Genomic DNA, 25,959 nt, shown 5'->3' with positions numbered 1-25,959 from the left:
CCGGCAGGGAAATCAGTGGGTGGTCAGCCCCGCGGCATTCATGAACATCCGCATCAGGCTGGCGACGATGAACAACGCCAGCACACTGCCAGCCCAGATCAACGCCAGCCAGCCGAGCCGCTGCCAGAGAGGCTTGCGTTCGGCGGCCTCGATGTCTTTCAAGTCAGGTTTGGCCATGCTCGACGCCCTCAATGGTAGCCGTCGTCGTGGGTCACCTTGCCGCGGAACACGTAGTAGCTCCAGAAGGTGTACACCAGGATCAACGGAATGATGAACAGCGTGCCCACCAGCATGAAACCTTGGCTCTGGGGCGGTGACGAGGCGTCCCAGATCGAGATGGACGGCGGCACGATGTTCGGCCACAGGCTGATGCCCAAGCCGCTGTAGCCGAGGAAGATCAGCACCAGGGTCAGGATGAAGGGCGTGTAGTTGGCATTGCGGGCCACCGCGCGGAACAAACCGTACATGGTCACCAGCACCAGGATCGGCACCGGCAGGAACCAGAACAGGTTCGGCAATGTGAACCAGCGGGCCGCGATGTCCGCGTGGGCCAGCGGCGTCCAGATGCTGACGATACCGATCACGGCCAGCACCGCGAACGCCAGCGGCCGGGCCAGGTCATGCATCTGCTCTTGCAACTTGCCTTCGGTCTTCATGATCAGCCAGGTGCAACCGAGCAACGCGTAGGCCGCGATCAACGCCAGGCCACAGAACACCGTGAATGGCGTGAACCAGTCCAGGGAACCGCCGGCGAACTGGCGATTGACCACTTCAAAGCCGTCGATGAACGCCCCCAGCGCCACGCCCTGGAAGAAGGTGGCCGTCAGCGAACCGCCAATGAACGCCTTGTCCCAGAGGTGACGCTTCTCAGCCTTGGCCTTGAAGCGGAACTCGAAGGCCACGCCGCGGAAGATCAGGCCGATGAGCATCAGGATCAACGGCAGGTACAGCGCCGAAAGCACCACCGAGTAGGCCAGCGGAAACGCCCCGAACAGCCCGGCACCGCCCAGCACCAGCCAGGTTTCGTTACCGTCCCAGACCGGTGCCACGGTGTTCATCATGACGTCACGGTCGCGCTCGCCCTTGACGAAGGGGAAGAGGATGCCGATCCCCAGGTCGAAACCGTCCATGATCACGTACATCATGATGCCGAAGATGATGACCACGGCCCAGATCAGCGGAAGATCAATACCCATGACTCAATTCCCCTTGTTCGAGCGGTCGTTGTGGTCCACATCGTCGTCGGCGGCCGACAATGGCCGGGCCGGCGTACGTTTCTGGCCCGGGCCACCATCGCTCGGCTCGGCTTCGTGGGCCTCCGGCCCCTTGCGCACCAGGCGCATCATGTAGCTCAAGCCTGCACCGAACAGCGCGAAATACACCACGACGAACAACACCAGGGTGATGCTCATCTGCGCGAAGCTGTGGCCGGACGAAGCATCGGCCGTGCGCATCAAGCCATAGACCACCCAGGGCTGGCGGCCGATCTCCGTGGTAAACCAGCCGGCCAGGATCGCCACCAGCCCGGACGGCCCCATCCACAGCACCATGTAGAGGAACGGTCGGGATTGATAGATCCGATCCTTGCGGCGCAGCCACAGGCTGCACAGCCCAGTGAAAATCATCAGCAAGCCGAGGCCGACCATGATCCGGAACGACCAGAACACAATGGTCGAGTTCGGTCGGTCCTCAGGCGGGAACTCCTTGAGGGCCGGCACCTGTTTGTCCAGGCTGTGGGTCAGGATCAGGCTGCCCAGGTAAGGAATTTCCACGGCGTATTTGGTTTTTTCCGCTTGCATGTCGGGCCAGCCGAACAGGATCAACGGGGTCGGTTCATTGCCGACGTTTTCCCAGTGGCCCTCGATGGCGGCGATTTTCGCCGGTTGGTGCTTGAGGGTGTTCAGGCCATGGAAGTCGCCGATGACCGCTTGTATCGGCGCCACCAGCAAGGCCATCCACATCGCCATCGACAGCATCCGGCGGATGGCCGGGTTATCGCGACCGCGCAGCAAATGCCAGGCCGCCGACGAGCCGACGAAGAACGCCGTGGCGACAAACGCCGCGGTGGACATGTGCAGCAATCGATAAGGGAACGAGGGGTTGAACACCACCGCCAGCCAGTCCACCGGGATCACCCGGCCGTCGATGATTTCGTAGCCCTGGGGGGTCTGCATCCAGCTGTTGGAGGACAGGATCCAGAAGGTCGAGATCAGGGTGCCGATCGCCACCATGACCGTGGAAAAGAAATGCAGGCCACGGCCGACGCGGTTCCAGCCAAACAACATCACGCCCAGGAAACCCGCTTCGAGGAAGAACGCCGTGAGCACCTCGTAGGTCAGCAAGGGGCCGGTCACCGCACCGGCGAAGTCCGAAAAGCGGCTCCAGTTGGTCCCGAACTGATAGGCCATGACCAACCCGGACACCACCCCCATGCCGAAGTTGACGGCAAAGATTTTCGACCAGAAGTGATACAGGTCGCGGTAGGTGTCATCGCGGGTCTTGAGCCACAGCCCCTCGAGCACTGCCAGGTAACTCGCCAGGCCGATGGTGATGGCCGGGAACAGGATGTGGAACGAGATCGTGAACGCGAACTGGATTCGGGCGAGATCGAGCGCCTCCAAACCGAACATAAGTCTTCCTCTGTCAGGTAAAACCGGCTGCGGGCGGGGCTGGCACCGGCCCCCAGGGATATGGAGTGCGATGCTTTTCAAATCGTTCTTTTTATAACCGTCACAACGCAGGACTCTGGCCGGATGGCCGCCAGCCCAACGCCCCGAAGGGTATTGATCTGGATCAAGCAATGCTCAAAGAGTAGTCGCAATATTGCCGATGGACGGCGTGGTCTTTTGTCGCGTGACAGGTTGTCTCAGCGCGGGGTACCAGCATCGGCCCCGTTGTTTTGAAGCCACGGTATCCCGTGGCGAGGGAGCTTGCTCCCGCTCGACTGCGCAGCAGTCGCCTTTCTTGGGGCCGCTTCGCGGCCCAGCGGGAGCAAGCTCCCTCGCCACAGTTGTCCGCCATGCCCCTGGGCTACAGAGTTCCAAAGATTGAAGTAGATGTTTGGCTAACTATTTTTTCCAGCGGGCGTAATTTCTGGTTACAGCTCGGTGATAATCTCGATGCCTTCCTCATCGGACCCGTCATAGATGCCCAGCCAAGCGCCGCTGCTGCTCCGTCACCATCGTCCCTTCATCGCCTTCTGGCTGGCCCGGATATTCACCGCCAGCGGCTTCCAGATGCTCACCGTGGCCATCGGCTGGAACCTCTATCAACTGACCGGCAACGTCCTGGACCTGGGCCTGGTGGGGTTGGTGGAGTTTGCCCCGCGCGTGCTGTTCATGCTCCACACCGGGCACGTGGCGGACCGCTATGACCGGCGCAAGGTCGCAGCCATTTGCCAGTCATTGCAGGCCATGATTGCCCTGGCGCTGGCGATTGGCAGCGCCACCGACAACGTCACGCGGGAGATGATCTTCATCCTCGCCTTCCTGCTGGGCGCCGCTCGCTCCTTCGAAATGCCGACCACCCAGGCGTTGCTGCCGAGCATCGTACCGGCGGGCCTGTTTCCCCGCGCCGTGGCCGCCGCGCAATCGGCCCAGCAATCGGCCACCATCGTCGCTCCGGCACTCGGCGGCTTGCTCTACGCCTTCGGCAGCGTCTGGGTCTATGGGCCGACGGTGCTGCTCTACATCATCGCCTGCTGCCTGATGCTGAACCTGCCCGCCCGGCAGACGCCGCTGAACAAAGGCAAGGCGACCTTGGATTCTTTGCTGGCCGGGATTCGCTTCATTCGCAGCCGCCCGGACATTCTCGGGGCGATCTCCCTGGACCTGTTCGCGGTGTTGCTCGGCGGCGCGACGGCGCTGCTGCCGGTGTTTGCCAAGGACATCCTGCTCACCGGCCCCTGGGGCTTGGGCCTGTTGCGTTCGGCACCGGCGGTCGGGGCCTTGCTGATGTCGTTGTGGCTGGCGCGGTTTGCCGTGGAGCGCAAGGTCGGCCGGGTGATGTTCACCGCGGTGGGCGTGTTCGGCGTCGCCACCATTGCCTTCGGCCTCTCCACCTCGTTCTGGTTTTCCCTGGCGGTGCTGGTGGTGCTGGGCGCGGCAGACATGATCAGCATGGTGATCCGTGCCTCGTTCGTGCAACTGGAAACCCCGGATGAAATGCGCGGCCGGGTCAGCGCGGTGAACGGACTGTTCATCGGCGCTTCGAACCAGCTGGGCGAGTTCGAATCCGGCCTCACCGCCCACTGGTTCGGCACGGTGCCGGCGGTGGTCATGGGCGGTGTCGGCACGCTGTTGGTGACCGGGACCTGGATCAAGCTGTTCCCGACCCTGGCCAACCGTGACCGGATGCACGAACCCGTGGATGCAGCAAAAGCCTAGAGCAACTTGTCGAGGGTGATGGGGAAGTCCCGCACCCGCTTGCCGGTGGCATGGTAAATCGCATTGGCCACCGCCGCGGCCACCCCGACGACGCCGATTTCGCCGACGCCCTTGGACCCGAGCGCATTGACGACCTCGTCGTGTTCTGCGACGAAAACCACGTCAATGTCGCCGATGTCGGCGCTGACCGGCACGTGGTACTCGGCCAGGTTGTGGTTCATGTGACGCCCCAGGACGTGATCGGTCAGGGTTTCTTCGTGCAAGGCCATGCCGACGCCCCACACCACGCCACCGAGAATCTGGCTGCGGGCGGTTTTCGGGTTGACGACCCGGCCGGCGGCGATGGCGCTGACCACTCGGTTGACCCTTACCGTCCCCAAGTCCTCATCCACCCACACTTCGACAAACACCGCGGAGTGAGTGGCCGTGGCGTAGGCCTGGCGTTTTGCATCCGGCTCGGCGGTGACCTGGGCCTGCAACGGTGTCTCGCCACTTTTTTGCGCCAGCTCCGCTAATGCGACACTCGCCTCGCCCAGCCGCAGTTGGCCATCCACGAAGGTGACTTGTTCAAGGGTGGCGCCACTGAAGGCCGGGCAAGCCTGGCGAGCCACGGCCAGGAGTTTTTCCTTCAGCGCTTCACAGGCCTGCTGCACGGCGCTACCCACCGACGAGACGGTGAACGAACCGCCCTGCAGCGGCGCAGTGGGCAGCGACGAATCCCCTAGGACAAACGTGACGTCCCCAAGGGAAACGCCTGACGCCTCGGCGGCAATCTGGGTCATGACCGTGTAGGTCCCGGTGCCGATGTCCGTGGTGGCGCTGCTGACGGTGAGCTTGCCATGCGTATCCAGAGAGGCTTGGGCACTGGCCTTCTGCTGCATGGCTTCCCAAACGCCACCGGCCATGCCCCAGCCCACCAATTGCCGGCCTTCACGCATGCTGCGTGGTTCCGGGTTGCGCTTGTCCCAGCCGAAACGACGGGCGCCTTGGGCATAACACTCACGCAGTTCCTTGCTGGAATACGGCTTGCCTTCGTTCTCGTTGCGTTCGGCGTAGTTGATCAAGCGCAGCTGGATCGGATCGATCGCCAGGGCACAGGCCAGTTCATCCATGGCGCATTCCAGGCCGATCAGCCCGAGGGCGGCACCGGGCGCGCGCATATCCAAGGGCGTGTAGACGTCCAGCGGCACCAACTTATAGGTCAACGCCACGTTGTCGCAGTGATAAAGCATGCCACTCCACTCCACCACGTGCTCGGTGAAGTCCTCGAAACGCGAGGTCTGGCCGATAGCGGTGTGCGCCACAGCCAGCAAGCGACCGTTGGCCGCCGCCCCCAGTTGCACCCGTTGGAGGGTTCGCGGCCGATAGCCAAAGGTGAACATCTGCTGGCGCGTCAGGCTGACCCGCACCGAGCGCTTGAGAGCCAGTGCCGCCATCACGGCCAACGGCAATTGATACTGCGGGCGCAGCCCGGAACCGAAGGCGCCGCCGACAAACGCGGCAAACACCCGCACCTGTTCTTTCTCGAGGCCGAAGACCTTTTGCACATAGGCTTGGCAGTTCTGCGTGCCTTGGGTCTTGTCGTGGATGTGCAGGTTGCCATCAGGCTGATACAACACGGTAGAGGCGTGTGGCTCCATCGGGTTGTGGTGTTCGACCGGCGTGCTGTAGGAAACGTCCACGCTGAGCGCGGAGCTGGCGTATTCGCCCTGAAAATTCCCACGGGGCTTGGGCAGTTCGGCCGGTGCCGGATGGGCGTCATATTGCAAGGTGATCAGATCGGTCTGATGCGCCTCGGCGTCGTATTCGATTTCCACCAGCGAACCGGCATACCGGGCCAGCTCAAGGTTTTCCGCCACCACCAGGGCCAGCGGCTGGCCGCTGTAGAGCACCTGGTCGTTGTACAACGGCCGGAACGGCGAGCCGTCCGCCGCATCGGCATCCTGGTAGGGCTCGTCGTAGCTGGCAATCCTTGGCCGGTTGGTGTGGTCGATGACCGCGACCACGCCGGGCAGTGCCAGGGCTCGGGATGCATCGATGCGCACTACGCGACCACGGGCGACCGTACCGGAGACGACGCTGCCGTGCAGCAAGCCGTCCTCGGGGTATTCAGCGGCGTAACGGGCCTGGCCCGTCACCTTGAGCAGGCCGTCGACCCGGTCGAGGGGTTGCCCTATGGATTTGCTCGGAGCGTTCATCAGGCGTGTCCTCCCTGGGGTGCGCAACCCAATGCGGCGTCACTCAAGGCACGGACAATCGCCCGGCGCGCCAGTCTGACTTTGAAGCCGTTGTGCTCCAGCGGCTCGGCGTTTTGCAGCAGCGCGTCGGCAGCGGCGGTGAAGGTTTCGCGGCTGACGGTCTGCCCGGTCAGCCAGCTCTCCACGGCGCGGTCGCGCCAGGGTTTGTGCGCCACGCCCCCCAGGGCCAGGCGTGCCTGGCGAATCACCGGCCCGTCCAGCTCCAGCGCCGCCGCCACTGAAACCAGCGCAAAGGCGTAGGAAGCGCGATCACGGATCTTCAGGTAGTGGCTATGGTCGGCAAAACCGGCGGCAGGCAATTCGATAGCGGTGATCAGCTCATCGTCGGCCAGTTGGTTATCCCGCTCCGGAGCATCGCCGGGCAGGCGATGGAAGTCAGCGAACTCGATGGTCCGCGCCCCACCCCGGCCCAGGACATGGACCACCGCTTCCAGGGCCGCCAAAGCCACGCACATGTCGGAGGGATGGGTGGCCACGCATTGATCGCTGGCACCGAAAATCGCGTGGATCCGGTTCAAACCGTTCCGGGCCGGGCAACCGCTGCCGGGTCGGCGTTTGTTGCACGGTACGCTCGCATCGTAGAAGTAATAGCAGCGGGTGCGTTGCAGCAGGTTGCCGCCGGTGCTGGCCATGTTGCGCAGTTGCGGCGAGGCACCCGCCAGGATGGCTTGGGCCAGCAGTGGATAACGGCGCTCGATCCACGGGTGCCAGGCCAGGTCGGCATTGCTCACCAAGGCCCCGATCATCACCCCGCCGGAAGGGGTTTCACTGAGGTCCGCCAGGGGCAACCCGGTGATGTCGATCAGGTGCTCGGGACGGGTGATATTTTCCTTCATCAGGTCCAGCAGGTTGGTGCCGCCGGCGATGAAGCGGGAAACCGGGCTCGACAAATCGACGGCGGCCTGCAGCGTGTCGGGCTTGCTGTATTGGAAGGGATTCATTGATCACCTCCCTGCTGGCAAAGTGGCAGAGCTTCTTCGATGGCATCGCGAATGTTGGTGTAGGCGCCGCAGCGGCACAGGTTGCCGCTCATCAGCTCGCTGATCTGCCCACGGGTCTTCGCCCGGCCTTCGTTGGCCAAGCCCACCGCCGAACAGATCTGCCCTGGCGTGCAATAACCGCACTGGAACGCGTCGTGCTTGATGAAAGCCTGCTGCATGGGATGCAACTGGTCGTCGCTGGCCAGGCCTTCGACAGTGATCAGTTCGGCGCCATCACACATGACGGCCAGCGTAAGACAGGCATTGATCCGCTTGCCGTCGCGCAGCACCGTGCAGGCGCCACACTGGCCGTGGTCGCAGCCTTTCTTGCTGCCCACCAGGTCCAGTTGCTCGCGCAGCAGGTCCAGTAACGTGGTCCAGGCCAGCACTTGCAACTCTCGCACCTGGCCATTGAGGGTCAGACGGATCGGATGACGGACGAAGGACGCCTGCGTCGCTTCGGACAGGGTCGCGCTCATGGAACACCTCACGGTTGGTCGTACTCGCGGCGTTTTGGAAAACCGCCGTCATAAGGGGTACGACTTCAGGGTGGGGGTGAGCGTTCAAGGCAAATGCGCGATGAAAGAATGCCAGCGTCTGCTTCGCAGCCGAGCGGGAGCAAGCTCCCTCGCCACAGGCCGATGTGGATCAAGAGTGTCAGGCCAGCAACTCTGCCGCCACCACGCTCCTCACGCCCTTGCCACAGAGTTGCTCCACCAGCGTCAAGGCAAACGCCAGGGCAGCGGCCGAGCCTTGGGCGGTGATGCAGTTGCCGTCCACCACCACAGGCTGATCGACGAAACTGCAACCGGACAACTGCTGGCTCACTGCGGGCAGGCAGGTCATGCGGCGCTGGCGCAGGACGCCGGAGGCCTGTAGCGCCAGGGCCGGGGCTTCGGCGATGGCGGCGAAGAAACGTCCGGCGGCGGCCTGGTCCTTGAGCCGTTGTTGCAGCGGCTGATGAGCCGCCAGGTGCTGGGCGCCGATGATGCCGCCTGGCAGGACGACCAGGTCGAAATCCTGCGCGAGCACGTCCACCAGCATCCCATCGGCCGTCAGGCGCGTGCCGCGGGCGCAGGTGAGCATGCGCCGCCCTTCGATGCTCGCCACCACGGTTTCGATCTGCGCTCGACGCAGCACGTCGATCAAGGTGACCGTCTGCAAGTCGTCGACACCCTCGGCGACGGCTATCAGGGCTCGGGGGATCTTGGTTCCAGGAATCATGGGCACTCTCCGCTGGGTGATGCTTGTAGTGTAGGAGCTGCCGAAGGCTGCGATCTCTTGATATGCGCTTGGGATTCAAGCGTCGGGGGAAAGATCGCAGCCTCGCTGCGCTCGGCAGCTCCTACAGGGCCCAGCGGCTATTTGATGTACAGCTGGGTCGACATCCGGTTGCCCGGTGCGTTGATCGACTGGTTGCTGAAGCTGAAGGTGCCCTCTTGCTTGCCTTTCAGGTCGAAGATATACAAATAGCCGACGACCTTGGTCCGCACGGAGCAGTCATTGAGATTGCCATTGCTGTACGCGCACACCGGCGAGCGGGTGCCGTCGACTTCAAAGCCGTCCAGGGTGACATGGGGTTGACGGCCATAGCCGACCTCCAGCACATAGACCTTGATCGTCGGGCCGTGATCGCAACGCGTCTGCGCCTGCCCCGGGACGATGTCCTCGAAGCCGCAGGCCGGCGACTCGACCTTGAGCACCTTGACCTCACTCAAGGGCGGCGCCGACGCGGCATGGGCGGCCTGGCCGGGCAACCACAGGCCCAGCGCGCAACCCACGACCGCTAGCAGCTTTTTATTCATCTGAAGCATAGAGACCTCCCGGAACCGCGCGCAGTATGGCCCACTTGGCGCGTTGGCAAAACATCGACGACGATCGCAGCCACAACGCTACGCTGCTGGTATGATGCGCGGCTTTTTCCGACCCGCAGAAAATTCCCGGGCGCCGCTGGCGACCTGTGCTTTGCTGTTGAGGTCGATACATTCACGGCGCCGGGCGCGCCACGGGGAGCAGACATGCTGGAAAGGCTGTTTCAACTCAAGGCACACAACACCAACGTGCGGACCGAGATCCTGGCGGGCGTCACGACGTTCCTGGCCATGGCCTACATCCTGTTCGTCAACCCGAGCATCCTTGGCGAAACCGGCATGGACAAAGGCGCGGTGTTCGTCGCCACCTGCCTGGCGGCGGCCATTGGCTCCACGGTCATGGGCCTGATCGCCAACTACCCGATCGCCCTCGCACCGGGCATGGGCCTGAATGCCTTCTTCACCTACACCGTGGTCCTGCACATGGGCCATACCTGGCAAGTGGCGCTGGGCGCGGTGTTCATCTCCGCCGTGCTGTTCTTCCTGCTGTCGATCTTTCGCATCCGCGAATGGATCATCAACAGCATCCCGCTACCGCTGCGCTCGGCCATCGCCGCGGGTATCGGCCTGTTCCTGGCACTGATCGCCCTGAACAATGCCGGCATCGTGGTGAAAAACCCGGCGACCATGGTCGGCCTCGGCGACTTGAAGCAACCGGCGCCGATCCTCGCGACCCTGGGTTTTGTCCTGATCGTCGCCCTCGAAGCCTTGAAAGTCCGCGGCGCGGTGCTGATCGGCATCCTGGCGGTCACCCTTGTCTCGATCCTGATGGGTTTCACCCCGTTCGGCGGCGTCATCTCCGCGCCACCGTCCCTGGCCCCGACCTTCCTGCAACTGGATATCAAGGGCGCCCTGGACATCGGCCTGGTGAGCGTGATCTTCGCCTTCCTGTTCGTCGATCTGTTCGACAACTCCGGTACCCTGATCGGCGTCGCCAAGCGCGCCGGGCTGATGGGCAAGGACGGCCACATGCCGAAGATGGGCCGTGCGCTGATCGCCGACAGCACCGCCGCCATGGCCGGGTCGCTGTTGGGCACCTCCACCACCACCAGTTACATCGAATCGGCAGCGGGCGTCAGCGCCGGCGGGCGCACCGGCCTGACCGCCATCGTGGTGGCGATCCTGTTCCTGCTGGCGCTGTTCTTCTCGCCACTGGCTGCCAGCGTCCCGCCTTTCGCCACTGCGCCGGCCTTGCTGTTCGTCGCCGTGCTGATGACCTCGGGCCTGGCGGAAATCGACTGGGACGACATCACCGTCGCCGCCCCGGTGGTGATCACCGCCCTGGCGATGCCATTCACCTACTCCATCGCCAACGGCATCGCCTTCGGTTTCATCGCCTGGACCGCCATCAAACTGGTGTCTGGCCGTGGCCGTGAACTGAACCCGGCGCTGGTCATTCTGTCGATCCTGTTCGTGATCAAGTTGGGTTGGTTCAACGCATGACTTTTGATTCCCAGGCCTACGCCGCTCAGTTGCAGGACAAGGTCACCCGCTTGCGTGACCTGCTGGCTCCGTTCGAGGCACCGGAACCTGCGGTGTTCGATTCGCCCCTGAAAAACTTTCGCCTGCGGGCCGAGTTCCGCCTGTGGCGCGAGGCCGGCGAACGGCATTACGCGATGTTCTCCCAGGACGACAAGCGCACGCCGATCCTCATCGAGGAATTTCCCATCGCCAGCCTGCGCATCAACCAATTGATGCCGCAACTCAAGGCCGCCTGGCAAGCCAGCGCGCCCCTGAGCCATAAACTGTTCCAGGTGGAGTTCCTGACCACCCTGGCGGGCGACGCGATGATCACCCTGTGTTATCACCGCCCGCTGGACGAACACTGGCACGCTGCGGCCTCGAAACTGGCAACCGACCTGGGCGTGAGCATCATTGGCCGCTCCAAGGGCAAGCGGGAAGTGATCGGCCATGACTATGTGGTGGAGCAACTCGAAGTGGGCGGCCGCACTTTCAGCTATCGCCAGCCCGAAGGCGCCTTCACCCAGCCCAACGGCACGGTGAACCAGAAGATGCTCAACTGGGCCTACGAGGCATTGGGGGAGCGCAACGACGATCTACTGGAGTTGTACTGCGGCAACGGCAACTTCACCCTGCCCCTGGCCACCCGCGTGCGCAAAGTCCTGGCGACCGAAATCAGCAAGACCTCGGTGAACGCCGCGCTGAGCAATCTCAGCGAAAACGCTGTGGATAACGTCACGCTGGTGCGCCTGTCAGCCGAAGAGCTGACCGAAGCCCTGAACGAAGTCCGGCCGTTCCGCCGCCTGCAGGGCATCGACCTGAAAAGCTACGAATTCGGCAGCGTCTTCGTCGACCCGCCTCGCGCCGGCATGGACCCGGATACCTGCGAGCTGACCCGGCGCTTCGACAACATCCTGTACATCTCCTGCAACCCAGACACCCTCGCCGCGAACATCGCGCAACTGAACGACACCCACCGCATCACGCGTTGCGCGTTGTTCGATCAATTTCCTTGGACCCATCACATGGAATCCGGGGTGTTGTTGACTCGGCGGTAAGTCCAGTCACACACCTGTGTGGCGAGGGAGCTTGCTCCCGCTCGGTTGCGCAGCAACCGCAAAAAGCTTGGGGCTGCTGCGCAGCCCAGCGGGAGCAAGCTCCCTCGCCACAGTTGCAGTCTCCCAACTACCGAGTCTGAGCCCCTTGTTCGATCATCGAACACTTAATGGCCATGGGCGTCGGCTTTATTTGACCAAATTAACCATCTAGTACAATTTATCTCCACCGGCTGAAACCCCGCCGACACCAACAATAAAAATGTGGAGAAATTGCGATGCCTCCGATCGTTCTGGTGCTCAACGGCCCGAACCTGAACCTGCTCGGCACCCGCGAGCCGGCAACCTACGGCCATGAAACCCTGGCCGACATCTCGGCACTGTGTGGCCGCGCCGCTGAAGAATTCGGCTTGGCGGTGGAGTTTCGCCAGACCAATCAGGAAAGCGAGCTGCTGGACTGGATTCACGGCGCCCGGGGCCGGTGCGCCGGTATCGTCATCAACCCGGCGGCCTGGACCCACACCTCCGTGGCGATCCGCGACGCCCTGGTGGCCAGCGAAGTACCGGTCATCGAAGTCCACCTGTCCAACGTCCACGCCCGCGAAACATTCCGCCATCACTCCTTCGTCTCATCCGTCGCCATTGGCGTGATGTGCGGGTTTGGCAGCCATGGTTATCGCCTGGCCCTTGAACATTTCAGTCAGCGGTTGAAGGGTTGATGAGCATGTCGAATATCACTGTGCTGGCCGGCCTGATCGGTGCGGGCATCCAGGCGTCACGCACGCCTGCGCTACATGAGCAGGAAGGCGATGCCCAAGGCATGCGTTACCTCTATCGGCTGATCGACCTCGACGCGCTGAAGCTCGACAGCGGCGCCCTGACTGACTTGCTGGTGGCCGCCGAACGCATGGACTTCACCGGCCTGAACATCACCTTCCCCTGCAAACAGGCGATCATCCCGCTGCTGGATGACTTGTCGCCCGAGGCCCGCGGCATCGGCGCGGTCAATACGGTGGTGCTCAAGGACGGCAAGCGCATCGGCCACAACACCGACTGCCTGGGGTTCGCCGAAGGTTTTCGTCGCGGCCTGGGGGACGTGGCGCGCCAGCGCGTGGTCCAGATGGGCGCTGGTGGCGCCGGCGCGGCGGTGGCCCATGCGCTGCTGCTGGAGGGCGTGGAGACCCTGAGCATTTTTGACGTCGAGGTCAGCCGTGCCGAGGCGCTGGCCAACAACTTGAACCAACACTTCGGCCCAGGCCGCGCTCGCGCCGGGCATGACCTGCCCACCGCCATGGCCGAGGCCGACGGTCTGGTGAACACCACGCCCATGGGCATGGCGAAACTACCGGGCATGCCGGTGCCGGTCGAGCTGTTGCGGGGCACCCTGTGGGTCGCGGAAATCGTCTACTTCCCACTGGAAACCGAACTGCTGCGCAACGCCCGCGCCATCGGCTGCCGCACCCTGGATGGCGGCAATATGGCGGTGTTCCAGGCGGTGAAGGCGTTCGAACTGTTCAGCGGCGTGGCGCCGGATGCGCAGCGGATGCTGGCGCATTTTCAAAGCATGAATCACTAAAGCCTGGTGATAAATCCCTTGTGGGAATGACTTGTGGGAGCGAGCTTGCTCGCGATGACGGTGTTTCAGTCACAATCGGTGTTGGCTGATCGACCGCTATCGCGAGCAAGCTCGCTCCCACACAAGCCCGCTCCCACATTCGGTTCCAGTGTCAGGGCTGTAGGTAGCGCAACACCGACTCACAAACCATCTGCCGATGCCGTTGCTTGACCGCTTCAGCCGACAGGTCGATCTGAAAGATCTCACCGAACGTCTGGCGGTTGGATACCCGGTAGAAACAGAACGAGCTGATCAGCAGGTGTATATCCAGCGGTTCGAGGCCGGCACGGAACACGCCCTCTTCGGCGCCGCGACGCAGGATCACACCCAGGGAATCGAGGATGGTGTTGGTCATCGCCTTGATCGTGCCTGACTGCTTCACGTACTCGGCGTTGTGGATGTTCTCGATGCAGACGATGCGCACGAAATCCACGTTGCGGTCGTGGTGGTCGAAGGTGAATTCCACCAGGCGCCGGATCGCGTCGACCGGGGCCAGTTCCGCCAGGTGCAAGCGGCTCTCGGTGGTGCGGATATCCCCGTAGAGTTTTTCCAGCACCTCGACGTACAACTGCTCCTTGCTGCCGAAGTAGTAGTAGATCATGCGCTTGGAAGTGTGGATGCGCTCGGCGATGGCATCGACCCGGGCGCCGGCCAGGCCTTGCTGGACGAACTCGACGATGGCTTCCTGAAGAATGTTTTCCCGGGTCTTTTCCGGGTTGTTCTTGCGACTCTTGCGCGGCGTGGCGACGGGTTCGTCGAGCGCGGCGGAAAGCTCTGGATTCATAGTCATTGCGGGGCTCACGGCCATCACTGCACAGGCTGGCGATTATGGGCCGCACCGTGCATTGAAGGAAGCCACGCCACTGCCCATTACCGCCGCGTTTACGATTTCTCTACAACTTGGCGTGCCGCAAGCCACCGCTGCGGGACTTGGCCATGGCCGCCAGGCGCACCGCGACGTTGGCGGCGCCATAACCGGCGTAACCGTTCTTGCGCTGGATGATCTCAAAGAAAAACCGCCCCTCGAACGGCTCGGTGTAAACGTGGAACAGCTCGCCACCCTGGGCGTCGCGGTCGTACAGCACATTGAAATAGGCCAGTTCGCTAAGGAACTCGTCGTCGAAATCGAAACGCGCCGCCAGGTCGTCGTAGTAATTGAGCGGGATGTCCAGCAACGGCACGCCCGCCTCTTTGGCACGACTGACCTGGGCGAAGATGTCGTCGCAATCGAAGGCGATGTGATGCACACCGGAGCCGCGATAACTCGACAGCGCGTGTGAGATCGCGGTGTTGCGGTTCTCGGAAATGTTCAGCGGCAAGCGGATCGAACTGCAGCGGCTGCGCAGCGCACGGCTTTTCACCAGGCCATAGGGGTCGGGCAAGACAACTTCGTCGTCGGCCTCGAAATCCAGCAGGCTCTTGTAGAACAGCACCCAACTGTCGAGACTGTCGGCCGGCAGCGCCATGGCCATGTGGTCGATGCGCTTGAGCCCGGCCCCGATGACAGCCCCCGGTTGCAGGTTGAAATCGGTGCCGTAGACGTCGGCTTCCTGGTCCACCAAGTAGATCAGGCTGCCGTCCGGTGCACGCACCGCCGCCAGCTCCAGCTCATTGGGCCCCACCAGCCCGCGGTAGGGCTGGCCCTTGTAGGCAACGGCCCGCTCCAAGGCGCTGGCACTGTTTTTCACGCGCACGGCGGTGGCGCACAACGAAGGCCCGTGGGCTTCGAAAAAACTGTGGGCAAAGGAGTACGGTTCGCTGTTGAGGATCAGGTTGATATCGCCCTGGCGCAGCAGGCTGACATTCTTCGAACGGTGCTGGCCAGCCTTGACGAACCCCAGCCGCTCCAGCCAATGGGAAAGCTTGGCACCGAGGCTATCGTCCACGGCGAACTCGAGGAATTCGATGCCGTCATATTCGCTGGCCGGCGGGGTGGCGAACAGGATGTCGGCATTGCCGACGACGCTCGCTTCTTCGGCCAGACGCTGGCGGGTCTTTTCTTCCAGGTACAGCAGCGAACGCAGACCGTCGGCAGCATTGGCCCGTGGCGGCGCGGCGCGGAAGCCGTCGTTGAAGATCTCCAGCGACAGCGGCCCGGTATAACCACTCTTGATGATCGGCGCCAGGAACCCCGGCAAGTCGAATTCGCCCTGCCCCGGGAAACAACGGAAATGTCGGCTCCACTCCAGGACATCCATGGCCAGGATTGGCGCGTCGGCCATTTGCACGAAGAAAATCTTCTCGCCAGGGATCTCGGCGATCGCACTCGGATCGCCCTTGAGGGACAAGGTATGGAAGCTGTCGAGCAACACGCCAAGGCTGGGGTGATCGGCCTGGCGCACGATGTTCCAGACCTGTTGATACGTATTGACGTGGCGGCCCCAGGCCAGCGCTTCGTAACCGATACGCAAGCCCCGCGCACCGGCCCGTTCGGCCAGCAGGCGCAGGTCATCGATCAGGATCTGTTCATCGCCGACGCTGTCGGCCGAGGCGTTGCTGCACACCAGCACCAGGTCGGTGCCCAGTTCCTGCATCAAGTCGAACTTGCGCTCGGCCCGCTCCAGGTTGCGCGACAGACGATCGCGACGGCAGCCTTCGAAGTCACGAAACGGTTGGAACAAGGTGATGGCGATGCCCAGGTCGGCGCACATCTGCCTGATTTCCCGCGGGCTGCCATCGTAATAGAGAAGGTCGTTCTCGAAGATTTCCACCCCGTCAAAACCGGCGGCGGCAATGGCTTCGAGTTTTTCCGGCAAGGTACCGCTCAAGGATACGGTGGCAATGGAACGCTGCATGACTTCGGCTCCCGGGACAGGCATCGGCTACAAAAGGTGCGCCGCTTTTGAAAGAGTCAGGCGATTATTGAGCTGCCGGTTTCTTTCAGCAATTTAATATGTACCATCCGGTTAGTTTTTTGGGCGATTATCGAACAAAATGCCGATTGCCGAATTGACGATTTTTTGCTCACTGCGCACCATCGCTCCCCACATCGACGCAAGCCCTGATCGCCGACGTCGATGGACAGACCCAGACCGACCATAAGAATTTCAAAAACGGGTACACGCTATGATTCCTTCCCAAAGTTCCCGCCTGGCCCCTGGCCTGGGGGCCTCCACCGGCAGCGTCGGTGACAAGATCCGCGGCGCCATGGCCGTGGGCAAGACCCGTTGGGGCATGCTCGCCCTGGTGTTTTTCGCCACCACCCTGAACTACATCGACCGCGCCGCCCTCGGCGTCATGCAGCCGATCCTGGCCAAGGAAATGAGCTGGACGGCGATGGATTACGCCAACATCAACTTCTGGTTCCAGGTCGGTTATGCCATCGGCTTTGTGTTGCAAGGGAGGCTCATCGACCGGATCGGCGTCAAGCGCGTGTTCTTCTGCGCCGTGCTGCTCTGGAGCCTGGCGACCGGTGCCCATGGCCTCGCGACCTCGGCGGTGGGCTTCATGGTCTGCCGCTTCATCCTCGGCCTCACCGAAGCCGCCAACTACCCGGCCTGCGTGAAGACCACCCGGCTGTGGTTCCCGGCCGGTGAACGGGCCGTGGCCACCGGCATTTTCAACGCCGGGACCAACGTTGGCGCGATGTTCACCCCGATGCTGCTGCCGCTGGTCCTGCACGTGTGGGGCTGGCAGGCCGCGTTCCTGTGCATGGCCGCCCTGGGCGGGATCTGGTTGCTGTTCTGGGGCCTGAAATACTTCAACCCCGAAGACCACCCCACCGTCAAACAGTCGGAGCTGGACTACATCCAGGCCCAGGATGAACCGGACCAGGTCCGCGTACCGTTCTCACGCATCCTGCGCATGCGCGGCACCTGGGCCTTCGCCCTGGCCTACTCGATCACCGCGCCGGTGTTCTGGTTCTATCTCTATTGGTTGCCGCCGTTCCTGAACCAGCAATACAACCTGGGCATCAACGTGACCCAGATGGGCATCCCGCTGATCATCATCTACCTCACCGCCGACTTCGGCAGCGTGGGCGGCGGGATCCTGTCTTCGTTCCTGATCGGTCGCGGCCTCAATCCGATCAAGGCGCGACTGGTGTCCATGCTGCTGTTCGCCTGCTGCATCATCGGCGTGATCATGGCCGCCGGCGCAAGCAACCTGTGGATGGCGGTGTTCGCCATTTCCCTGGCCATCGGCGCGCACCAGGCCTGGACCGCCAACATCTGGAGCCTGGTGATGGACTACACGCCCAAGCACATGATGAGTACGGTGTTCGGCTTCGGCGGCATGTGCGCGGCCATCGGCGGGATGTTCATGACCCAGTTGGTGGGCCACATCCTTACGATCACCAACAACAACTACACCGTGCTGTTCACCCTGATTCCGGCAATGTACTTCATTGCCCTGACCTGGCTGTACTTCATGGCGCCGCGCAAAGTGCCGACCCTGGAAAACTGACTGTCCACACGCTAACGGACAGCGATCCACCTGTGGCGAGGGAGCTTGCTCCCGCTCGATTGCGCAGCAATCGCAAAAAAGCGAGGGCCGCTTCGCAGCCCAGCGGGAGCAAGCTCCCTCGCCACAGAGGGCTGTGCTGGCCAAGGGACTGGGCTGGCCACAAAGGGTTCTGTGTGGCGGTTACTTGCGCCGCTGTTGCCACGCCGCCGCCAACCCACTCAAGCAGATCAGGGCGATGCCCACCACGGTGGTCAGCGTCGGCGTATGGCTGAAGAACAACCAGCCCAGCAGGCCGGCAAACACGATCTGGCAATACCCGAACGGCGCGAGCAGCGCCGGGGCGGCAAAGCGGAAGGCTTGGGTCAGCATCAAGTGCGCGGTCATCCCACAGGCACCCAGCGCCAGCATCATCACCCCATGCCACAGGCTCGGCACTTGCCAGAAGAACGGCACCAGCGCGCTCATCACCAAGGTGTTGCACAGGCCAGCAAAGAAATTACTGGTGGTCGGGCTGTCGATCTCACTGAGCTTGCGCGTGAGCAGTTGGTAGAAACAGAAAAACAACGCCGAACAGAAGGGCAACAACACCGCCGGGGTGAACAGATCGCCACCGGGATGGACGATGATCAACACCCCGATAAAACCGAAGATCACCGCGATCCATTGACCGCGCGTCACATGTTCGCCCAGCAACGGCACCGACAGCGCGGTCACCAGCACGGGCGCGAGGAAGTTGACCGCCGTCGCCTCCGCCAGTGGAATGAACATCAACGCAGTGGTGAAAAACAGACTGGTGCCCAGCAGGCACAAAGCCCGGGCCAGTTGCCATAAAGGGCGCTTGGTACGCAGGACACGCAACCCAGAACGGGGCAGGAAAATACCCGCCATCAGCAATGTGTGCACCACATAGCGGGCCCACACCACCATGACGATCGGATAGAAACCCGAGAGATATTTTGCTAAAGCATCATGACTGGAGAACAGAAACGTTGCGACCAGAATAAGCACGATGCCCTTGAAAGCCTGATTGACGCCGGAGAGCGGTGTGCTGACGGTCATGAGGGAAACCTGCGTTGCTTGATGTAGGGGCCGTGACGCACGTTGCAGTTATTGGGCCCGCGAGCATGCCGATAAGTTCTGAATCCGAAGTGTAATGAAAATTCCGGCGCCAGGCAGGATTGACTCACCGCTGAACCAAAACCCGTGTCCGTTGCCTGACAGCTCAAGCGCGGCGCGCACCTTGGGCGCCTAAAAGCTAGACTCACCGCCACAGCAGTCATTTTTAGCAGGGTCATTCAGAGGAATTCCCACATGTTATGGAGAAAAGGTCGCCGCAGTGACAACGTGGTGGACGCCCGTGGTGACGGTGGGGGCGGTGGCGGAATGCGTTTCGGGGGCGGCAAGGGATTGAGCCTGACCGCCATTATCCTGATCGTCGGCATTGGCTGGATCACTGGCCAGGACCCGATGCAGATTCTCGGGCAACTGGCCGGACAGATGGACCAGTCCGCGCCTGCCACGTCACAAACCCGCCAGGCGCCACCGGCCAACGATGAACAGGCCGAGTTCGTGCGCTCGATCCTCGGCGATACCGAAGACACCTGGGGCCAGGTTTTCCAACAGGCCGGACGCCAGTACCAGCAACCCAAACTGGTGTTGTTCAGCGGTCGAGTCAACTCGGCCTGCGGCCTGGCCTCCTCGGCGACCGGTCCGTTCTATTGCCCGGCCGACCGGCAGGTCTACCTGGACATGAGCTTCTTCCAGGAAATGTCCCAACGCTTCGCCGCCGCTGGCGATTTCGCCCAGGCCTACGTCATTGCCCACGAAATCGGCCACCACGTGCAAACGCTGCTGGGTGTATCGGCGAAGATCCAGGAAGCCCGCCAGCAAGGCCGGCAGATGGAAGGCGACGGCGGCTTGTTGGTGCGCCAGGAATTGCAGGCCGATTGCCTGGCCGGCGTCTGGGCCAACCATGCGCAAAAACGCCTGAACTGGCTGGAGCCGGGGGACATCGAGGAAGCCTTGACCGCCGCCAACGCCATCGGCGACGACCGCTTGCAGCAACAAGGCCAGGGCCGCGTAGTGCCGGACTCCTTCACCCACGGCACTTCGGCGCAGCGGGTGCGCTGGTTCAAGACCGGCTTCGCCCAGGGCCAGGTCAGCCAGTGCGACACGTTCGCGGCGAAAAACCTGTAGATGAAGTGGCGCGCGTTGATCGGGCTGGTGCTGTGCTGCACCGTTGCCCAGGCCGAGGAACACGGCGTCAACGTGGTCGCCCAAGGGCGCCTGCAACTCAAGGGCGGTGCCATGGCCGTCGCCGTCAGCCCGCCCCCGGCGTCCATCCAGCGCGTGCTGATCATCCTCCATGGTCGGCTGCGCAATGCCGACACCTACCTGCACAGCGCCGAAAAGGCCGCCGAGCAGGCGGGTCAATTGGCCACGACCCTGATCATCGCCCCGCAGTTTCTCAACGAACAGGACGTGGCCAGGCATCAATTGCCCAACGACCTTTTACGCTGGCACGGCAACGACTGGATGGCCGGTGGTCTGTCCACAGGGCCGAATCCGGTCAGTTCCTTCCAAGTGCTCGATGACATCGTTGCGCGGGTCAGTGACCGGCAGCAGTTTCCCGAAGTGAAGGAGATCGTCATCGCCGGCCATTCCGGCGGTGCCCAGGTTGTGCAGCGCTATGCCCTGCTCGCCCAGGGCCAGTACCGGATCAACCCGCGGTTTGTCATCGCCAACCCGTCGTCCTATGCCTATTTCGATGGGCAACGGCCCATGGCCTTCGACCCCGCCAGTTGCCCTGGCTTCAATCGCTGGAAATACGGCCTGCAGGACCTGCCCGCCTATGCCGCCGGACAGACGCCCGCCCGCCTGGAGGAGAACTACGTCAAACGCGACATCGCTTATCTGCTCGGGCAGCAGGACGTCGACCCGGAGCATCCGGCGCTGGACAAGGGCTGTGAAGCGCAAACCCAGGGGGCGTACCGGTTACTGCGCGGGCATTTCTTTTTCGACTACCTGACCCGGCGTCATCCCGTGGGGCTGAACCAGCGGCTGATCGAAGTGCCGGGGGTCGGGCACGATGGGAGTGGGATGTTCAATTCGCCGGAGGGGCTGAAGGCGTTGTTCGGGCAGTAAGCTTTGTGGAGGCTTACAGGGCCTCATCGCGAGCAAGCTCGCTCCCACAAAGTTTTCTGCATGCGCCACTGTGGGAGCGAGCTTGCTCGCGATGGCGATCGATCAGTCAACCGTCCTCTCAAGCCGACAACATCTGCCGCAACTCAACACAATCGCGTGCATGCCAATCCGTCAGCTCCGGCCATGGATTGTCCGGCAGGTTCACCAACACCGTCCGCGCACCCGCCGCCCGGCCACAGTCCAGATCGAAGCGGTAGTCACCCACCATCACCAGCGTGTCCGGCGCCACGTTCCAGGCCTCGGCCAGTTTCAACAGGCCACCGGGATGTGGCTTGGGCGGTGCCTCGTCGCGGCCCAGCACATCCTCCACGGCGAAACAGTCCGCCAGGCCAATGGCCTCCAGGGTCACGTGGGCCAATTCGCGGGCGTTGCGGGTCAGGATCCCCAGGCGATCGCCGCGCCCGGCCAGTTCTCGCACCAACTCGACCGCGCCAGGCGCAGGCTTGGAACCCAGCGCCAGGTCCCGTTCGTGTTCCAGCAACCAGGCATGCTTGGCCGCCGCTTCCTCAGCGGGCAACCCTGCCAGATGAGTGAGGATGTCATCTTCGGCGGGAATCGCCAGGGCCACGCGGATTGCCGCGAAGTCATGCACGGCAATGGTCAGCGTGCCATCCATGTCGAACACCCAATGACGAACCTCGGACAGGCTCATGCCCAGTCCTTGCGGTGACGAATCAGGCCTTCCTGGGTGACCGAGGCCACCAGTTGCCCGGCGCGGTTGAACACGCTGCCCCGGGAGAATCCACGGGAATTGCCGGCCCACGGGCTGTCCATGGCGTAGAGCAACCAGTCATCGGCGCGCAGGTCGGCATGGAACCACAAGGCGTGATCGAGGCTGGCGACCTGCATATCCTTGTGCCACACCGATTTGCCATGGGGCAGCAGCGAAGTGGTCAGCAGGCCGAAGTCCGACGCGTAGGCCAGCAGGTACTTGTGCAAGGCCGGCGAGTCCGCCAGGGCGCCATCGGCACGGAACCACACGTATTTCACCGGGTCGGCTGGTTGCGGGTTGTAAGGGTCTTTTTCGGTGACCGGGCGCACCTCGATCGGCTTGGGGCACAGCAGTTTTTCGCGCATGTGCTCGGGCAGCAGGTGCGCGCGCTGCTGGGTCAGCTCCAGCTCGGACGGCAGGTTTTCCGGCCCGACTACCTGAGGCATGGTGCTCTGGTGCTCAAAGCCCTGTTCGTCGTACTGGAACGACGCACTGCAGGTGAAAATCGGGTTACCCTTCTGGATCGCCGTCACCCGCCGGGTGCTGAAGCTGCCCCCGTCGCGCACCCGGTCCACCTGGTAGACCACCGGCAGCGCGGCATCGCCCGGACGCAGGAAATAACCGTGCATCGAATGCACATGGCGCGCCTCTTCCACAGTCTGGCTGGCCGCCGACAACGACTGGCCCAGCACCTGGCCGCCGAACAATTGGCGAAACCCCAGATCCTGGCTACGACCGCGAAACAGGTTCTCTTCGATCGGTTCCAGGGTCAGCAGGTCGACCAGATCTTCCAACACGTGGCTCATTCAGACTTTCCTCACACAGCGCAATGACCGCGCAGTCTACGCTGCGGCGGTGGATCGATTGTTGGCCCGGGCCATTTGGCGGGCATTGTAAACGTCCGTGTCGGCTAACCGTGCAGGGTCTGCAACCACTGCTCACGATTGATGCGATAAAGCACATGGTGACGCAATGGATGACCGACGGCGAGTGTCGGGTGCTCGAAGTCGTCCGCCGGGTCGTGATGCATGCCAATGGCCTGCATGACCTTTTGCGAGGGCAGGTTATCGACGGCGGTGAACGCCACCACTTCGTCCAGCGTCAACTGGTCGAAGGCACAACGCAGGGCGGTCCACGCCGCTTCGCTGGCATACCCCAGGCCCCAGTGCTCCCGGGCCAGGCGCCAGCCGATTTCGATGGCCGGCGTGAACGGCGCGTCGAACCCGACCACACCGAGCCCGGTAAAGCCGATGAAGTCCCCGGTGTCCTTGCGTTCCAGCGCCCACAAACCAAAACCATGCTCGGCGAAATGCCCTCGCACACGGCCGATCAGGGCGGCGCTTTCCAGGCGGCTCAGGCGTTCCGGGAAATAACGCATCACCTGCGGGTCGGCGCACATGGCGGCAAATTCCGGCAAGTCATCATCGCGCCACTGCCGCAAGAGCAACCGTGCGCTTTCCAGTTCCAGTATCGGCTCCATCTTCACTCCCTTTCCATGCTCCAGAGTCTACATCGCTGGTAGGATCCGTCACTCAATCACTACTGAAAACACCATGTCACTGCCGCTGATCTATCACGAAGACTACAGCCCCGAATTCCCGGCGGAACACCGTTTCCCCATGGACAAGTTTCGCCTGCTGCGCGATCACTTGGTGGACAGCGGCCTGACCCGCGACACGGACCTGTTGCGCCCATCGCTGTGTCCGCCGGACATCCTCGCCCTGGCCCACGACCGTGCCTATATCGAACGCTACATGGGCGGCGAGTTGTCCCGCGAAGACCAACGGCGACTTGGCCTGCCCTGGAGCGAAGCCCTGGCCCGCCGAACGGTACGCGCCGTGGGCGGTTCGCTGCTGGCCGCCGAACAAGCCCTTGAACACGGACTGGCCTGTCACTTGGCCGGCGGCACCCATCACGCCCACTACGACCACCCGGCCGGGTTCTGCATTTTCAACGACCTGGCGGTGATCAGCCGCTATTTCCTGGCCAGCGGTCGGGTCTCGCGGGTGCTGATTTTCGATTGCGATGTGCATCAGGGCGACGGCACCGCCCGAATACTCCATGACACCCCGGACGCCGTGACAGTTTCCTTGCACTGCGAAAAGAATTTTCCCGCACGCAAGGCGCACAGCGATTGGGACATTCCCCTGCCGATGGGCATGGAGGACGCCGCCTACCTGAAGGTGGTGGACGACGCCCTGAACTACCTGCTGCCGCTCTACCAACCGGACCTGGTCCTGTATGACGCCGGTGTCGATGTGCACAAGGACGATGCCCTCGGCTATCTGAAACTGACCGACGAAGGCCTCGCCGCCCGGGACGAGAGCGTCATGCGCCATTGCCTGGGCCGCGACATCCCGGTGGTCGGCGTGATCGGCGGTGGCTACAGCAAGGACCGCCAGGCCCTGGCTCGCCGCCACGGGATCCTGCACCACAGCGCACAAAGGGTCTGGACGTCATCAGGTTGTCACTGAAACCTGGGCTTTACCCACAATGCCTGTGGAGCGGCCTGTGGATAACCTGAGCGAAACGGCCTACAGGCTATGTTGCCTATAGCTTGCAGGGGCTTGGCTGTTTTTTGATCAGAGTTCTCAACAACACCTACCGACCCAATTGTGGGAGCGAGCTTGCTCGCGATAGCGGAGGGTCAGCTACATCAATGCCGCTGACACACCGCTATCGCGAGCAAGCTCGCTCCCACAGGGATCTGTGCTGGTAGAATGCCCCGCCTACCCCAGCCCCCACAGTTCAAATCATGACCTCGACCGCCAAGCCCTCCCCCTCAGACATCGCCATCATCGGCGGCGGCCCCGCCGGCCTGATGGCGGCCGAGGTGTTGAGCCAGGCCGGCCTGCGAGTCGACCTGTACGACGGCATGCCATCGGTGGGCAGGAAATTCCTGCTGGCCGGCGTGGGCGGCATGAACATCACCCACTCCGAAGCCTTTCCGGCGTTCCTGTCCCGCTACGCCGAACGCGCGCCAAACCTCGCGCCGCTGTTGCGGGCATTCGGGGCGGATGAGTTATGCACATGGATCCACGGGCTGGGCATCGACACCTTTGTCGGCAGCTCCGGGCGGGTATTTCCTACCGACATGAAGGCCGCCCCGCTGTTGCGCGCCTGGCTCAAGCGCCTGCGCGATGCTGGCGTGGTGATCCACACGCGTCATCGCTGGCTCGGCTGGAACCCGGATGGCAGCTTGCGCATCGCCTCCCCGGAAGGCGACAAAACCCTGCACCCCAAGGCCACCTTGCTGGCGTTGGGCGGCGGCAGTTGGTCGCGCCTGGGCTCCGACGGCGCCTGGATGCTACCGCTGGAACAACGCGGCGTAGCCCTGGCGCCACTGCAACCCAGCAACTGCGGGTTCGAGGTAGCGGCCTGGAGCGACCTGATGATCAGCAAATTCGCCGGGGCCCCGCTCAAGAACATCGCCATGGGCCTGAACGACGATGTACCGCGCCTCGGCGAATGCGTGCTCACCGCCACCGGCCTCGAAGGCAGCCTGGTCTATGCCCTGTCGGCAACGATTCGCGAAGCGATCAACCAACATGGCAGCGCGACTATTCACCTGGACCTGCTGCCTGGCCGGCCTGTGGACAAAATCCGGCAAGCCCTGGGCAAGCCTCGCGGTTCACGCTCGATGGCCAAGCATTTACATGGCCAGCTGGGACTGGATGGCGTCAAGGCCGCGCTGCTGCGCGAACTCACCCCTGCCGACGCCTTCGCCGACCCGGCGCGACTGGCCCAGGCGATCAAGGCCTTGCCCATCACCCTGGTCAAGCCCCGCCCGCTGGATGAAGCCATCAGCAGTGCAGGCGGCGTGGTATTCAGCGGCCTGGACGAAAACCTTATGCTGAGATCCGTTCCAGGGGTTTTTGTTGCAGGAGAAATGATCGATTGGGAAGCACCTACCGGGGGATATCTTCTCACTGCATGCTTCGCTACCGGCTATCGTGCGGGGCTGGGCGTGTTGGATTGGCTCAGGAACGGCGCGCGGTCCTGAGCCGTACGCCC

At 62.9% G+C, this 25,959-nt stretch carries 24 protein-coding genes; 10 read left to right on the top strand and 14 right to left on the bottom strand.

Annotated elements, in window-relative coordinates:
* Nucleotides 1-12: 12 nt before the first annotated feature.
* Genes J4E63_RS01190 through J4E63_RS01180 form a run of 3 tightly spaced genes read right to left on the bottom strand, consistent with a single transcriptional unit; the run spans nt 13 to nt 2,630 of the window.
* Nucleotides 13-177, bottom strand: a complete 165-nt coding sequence (locus J4E63_RS01190; RefSeq protein WP_003205785.1) for a DUF2474 domain-containing protein — start codon at nt 175-177, stop codon at nt 13-15.
* A gap of 11 nt (nt 178-188) precedes the next feature.
* On the bottom strand, nt 189-1,196 hold the full coding sequence (cydB, locus tag J4E63_RS01185; RefSeq protein ID WP_207280786.1) for a cytochrome d ubiquinol oxidase subunit II: 1,008 nt from the start codon (nt 1,194-1,196) through the stop codon (nt 189-191).
* Nucleotides 1,197-1,199: 3 nt separating this feature from the next.
* Nucleotides 1,200-2,630: a cytochrome ubiquinol oxidase subunit I gene (locus tag J4E63_RS01180; RefSeq protein ID WP_192263584.1), complete on the bottom strand. Its 1,431-nt coding sequence runs from the start codon at nt 2,628-2,630 to the stop codon at nt 1,200-1,202.
* A 516-nt stretch (nt 2,631-3,146) separates the two neighbouring features.
* Between J4E63_RS01180 and J4E63_RS01175 the strand changes: the two genes are divergently transcribed.
* Nucleotides 3,147-4,385 (top strand): MFS transporter, encoded by a 1,239-nt coding sequence (locus tag J4E63_RS01175; protein ID WP_060740530.1) that lies wholly within the window; start codon nt 3,147-3,149, stop codon nt 4,383-4,385.
* Here the strand turns inward: J4E63_RS01175 and J4E63_RS01170 are convergent.
* From J4E63_RS01170 to J4E63_RS01150, 5 genes are all read right to left on the bottom strand, one after another.
* Nucleotides 4,382-6,583, bottom strand: a complete 2,202-nt coding sequence (locus J4E63_RS01170) for a xanthine dehydrogenase family protein molybdopterin-binding subunit (RefSeq protein WP_207280785.1) — start codon at nt 6,581-6,583, stop codon at nt 4,382-4,384. The genes J4E63_RS01175 and J4E63_RS01170 overlap by 4 nt on opposite strands.
* Nucleotides 6,583-7,584, bottom strand: a complete 1,002-nt coding sequence (locus J4E63_RS01165) for a xanthine dehydrogenase family protein subunit M (protein WP_207280784.1) — start codon at nt 7,582-7,584, stop codon at nt 6,583-6,585. Before J4E63_RS01165 ends, J4E63_RS01170 begins: the two co-directional genes overlap by 1 nt.
* Nucleotides 7,581-8,102, bottom strand: coding sequence for a (2Fe-2S)-binding protein (locus J4E63_RS01160; RefSeq protein ID WP_060740527.1), 522 nt, complete (start codon nt 8,100-8,102; stop codon nt 7,581-7,583). Before J4E63_RS01160 ends, J4E63_RS01165 begins: the two co-directional genes overlap by 4 nt.
* Before the next feature lie 178 nt (nt 8,103-8,280).
* Nucleotides 8,281-8,847, bottom strand: coding sequence for a DJ-1 family glyoxalase III (locus tag J4E63_RS01155; protein WP_207280782.1), 567 nt, complete (start codon nt 8,845-8,847; stop codon nt 8,281-8,283).
* Between the two features lie 137 nt (nt 8,848-8,984).
* Nucleotides 8,985-9,437 (bottom strand): DUF4879 domain-containing protein, encoded by a 453-nt coding sequence (locus tag J4E63_RS01150; RefSeq protein ID WP_092205475.1) that lies wholly within the window; start codon nt 9,435-9,437, stop codon nt 8,985-8,987.
* Nucleotides 9,438-9,641: 204 nt separating this feature from the next.
* Between J4E63_RS01150 and J4E63_RS01145 the strand changes: the two genes are divergently transcribed.
* The 4 genes from J4E63_RS01145 to J4E63_RS01130 all read left to right on the top strand — a co-directional run bounded on the left by J4E63_RS01145 (nt 9,642) and on the right by J4E63_RS01130 (nt 13,586).
* On the top strand, nt 9,642-10,937 hold the full coding sequence (locus tag J4E63_RS01145; protein ID WP_092174016.1) for an NCS2 family permease: 1,296 nt from the start codon (nt 9,642-9,644) through the stop codon (nt 10,935-10,937).
* Nucleotides 10,934-12,013, top strand: coding sequence for a tRNA (uridine(54)-C5)-methyltransferase TrmA (gene trmA / locus J4E63_RS01140; RefSeq protein ID WP_092205477.1), 1,080 nt, complete (start codon nt 10,934-10,936; stop codon nt 12,011-12,013). The genes J4E63_RS01145 and trmA overlap by 4 nt, the downstream gene beginning before the upstream one ends.
* A gap of 275 nt (nt 12,014-12,288) precedes the next feature.
* Nucleotides 12,289-12,729 (top strand): type II 3-dehydroquinate dehydratase, encoded by a 441-nt coding sequence (gene aroQ / locus J4E63_RS01135; protein WP_047702651.1) that lies wholly within the window; start codon nt 12,289-12,291, stop codon nt 12,727-12,729.
* 5 nt (nt 12,730-12,734) lie between these two features.
* Nucleotides 12,735-13,586, top strand: coding sequence for a shikimate dehydrogenase (locus tag J4E63_RS01130; protein WP_404943321.1), 852 nt, complete (start codon nt 12,735-12,737; stop codon nt 13,584-13,586).
* Nucleotides 13,587-13,737: 151 nt separating this feature from the next.
* On the opposite strand, the gene J4E63_RS01125 is transcribed toward J4E63_RS01130, so the two are convergent.
* Nucleotides 13,738-14,415 (bottom strand): TetR/AcrR family transcriptional regulator, encoded by a 678-nt coding sequence (locus J4E63_RS01125; RefSeq protein ID WP_060740520.1) that lies wholly within the window; start codon nt 14,413-14,415, stop codon nt 13,738-13,740.
* A 103-nt stretch (nt 14,416-14,518) separates the two neighbouring features.
* Nucleotides 14,519-16,420, bottom strand: coding sequence for a 3-dehydroshikimate dehydratase QuiC (gene quiC / locus J4E63_RS01120; protein ID WP_192263572.1), 1,902 nt, complete (start codon nt 16,418-16,420; stop codon nt 14,519-14,521).
* 271 nt (nt 16,421-16,691) lie between these two features.
* Between quiC and J4E63_RS01115 the strand changes: the two genes are divergently transcribed.
* Nucleotides 16,692-18,029, top strand: a complete 1,338-nt coding sequence (locus J4E63_RS01115; protein WP_207280777.1) for an MFS transporter — start codon at nt 16,692-16,694, stop codon at nt 18,027-18,029.
* Between the two features lie 180 nt (nt 18,030-18,209).
* On the opposite strand, the gene J4E63_RS01110 is transcribed toward J4E63_RS01115, so the two are convergent.
* Nucleotides 18,210-19,088, bottom strand: coding sequence for a DMT family transporter (locus J4E63_RS01110; protein ID WP_207280776.1), 879 nt, complete (start codon nt 19,086-19,088; stop codon nt 18,210-18,212).
* Between the two features lie 252 nt (nt 19,089-19,340).
* On the opposite strand from J4E63_RS01110, the gene J4E63_RS01105 reads away from it, so the two are divergent.
* Complete coding sequence (locus J4E63_RS01105; RefSeq protein ID WP_207280775.1) at nt 19,341-20,225, top strand: neutral zinc metallopeptidase; 885 nt, start codon at nt 19,341-19,343, stop codon at nt 20,223-20,225.
* Nucleotides 20,226-21,173, top strand: coding sequence for an alpha/beta hydrolase (locus tag J4E63_RS01100; RefSeq protein ID WP_207280774.1), 948 nt, complete (start codon nt 20,226-20,228; stop codon nt 21,171-21,173).
* A 118-nt stretch (nt 21,174-21,291) separates the two neighbouring features.
* On the opposite strand, the gene J4E63_RS01095 is transcribed toward J4E63_RS01100, so the two are convergent.
* The 3 genes from J4E63_RS01095 to J4E63_RS01085 all read right to left on the bottom strand — a co-directional run bounded on the left by J4E63_RS01095 (nt 21,292) and on the right by J4E63_RS01085 (nt 23,425).
* Complete coding sequence (locus J4E63_RS01095) at nt 21,292-21,885, bottom strand: HAD family hydrolase (RefSeq protein ID WP_207280773.1); 594 nt, start codon at nt 21,883-21,885, stop codon at nt 21,292-21,294.
* The gene (gene tesB / locus J4E63_RS01090) at nt 21,882-22,751 is read right to left on the bottom strand and encodes an acyl-CoA thioesterase II (RefSeq protein ID WP_072411434.1); all 870 of its coding nucleotides are present in this window, start codon (nt 22,749-22,751) and stop codon (nt 21,882-21,884) included. The genes J4E63_RS01095 and tesB overlap by 4 nt, the downstream gene beginning before the upstream one ends.
* Nucleotides 22,752-22,855: 104 nt before the next feature.
* Nucleotides 22,856-23,425 (bottom strand): GNAT family N-acetyltransferase, encoded by a 570-nt coding sequence (locus J4E63_RS01085; RefSeq protein WP_092332940.1) that lies wholly within the window; start codon nt 23,423-23,425, stop codon nt 22,856-22,858.
* Nucleotides 23,426-23,498: 73 nt separating this feature from the next.
* Here J4E63_RS01085 and J4E63_RS01080 point away from each other — a divergent pair, with 73 nt between their 5' ends.
* Nucleotides 23,499-24,419 carry a histone deacetylase gene (locus J4E63_RS01080; protein ID WP_207280772.1) on the top strand — a complete coding sequence of 307 codons (921 nt, stop codon included), beginning with the start codon at nt 23,499-23,501 and terminating at the stop codon, nt 24,417-24,419.
* 281 nt (nt 24,420-24,700) lie between these two features.
* Nucleotides 24,701-25,948: a TIGR03862 family flavoprotein gene (locus J4E63_RS01075; protein WP_207280771.1), complete on the top strand. Its 1,248-nt coding sequence runs from the start codon at nt 24,701-24,703 to the stop codon at nt 25,946-25,948.
* Nucleotides 25,949-25,959: the final 11 nt, after the last annotated feature.

The organism is Pseudomonas sp. FW300-N2F2 (assembly GCF_017351655.1).
Lineage (GTDB): Bacteria > Pseudomonadota > Gammaproteobacteria > Pseudomonadales > Pseudomonadaceae > Aquipseudomonas > Aquipseudomonas fluorescens_AA.
The sequence above is the reverse complement of the archived record's forward strand: the minus strand, read 5'-3'. Positions and strand labels throughout refer to the sequence as shown.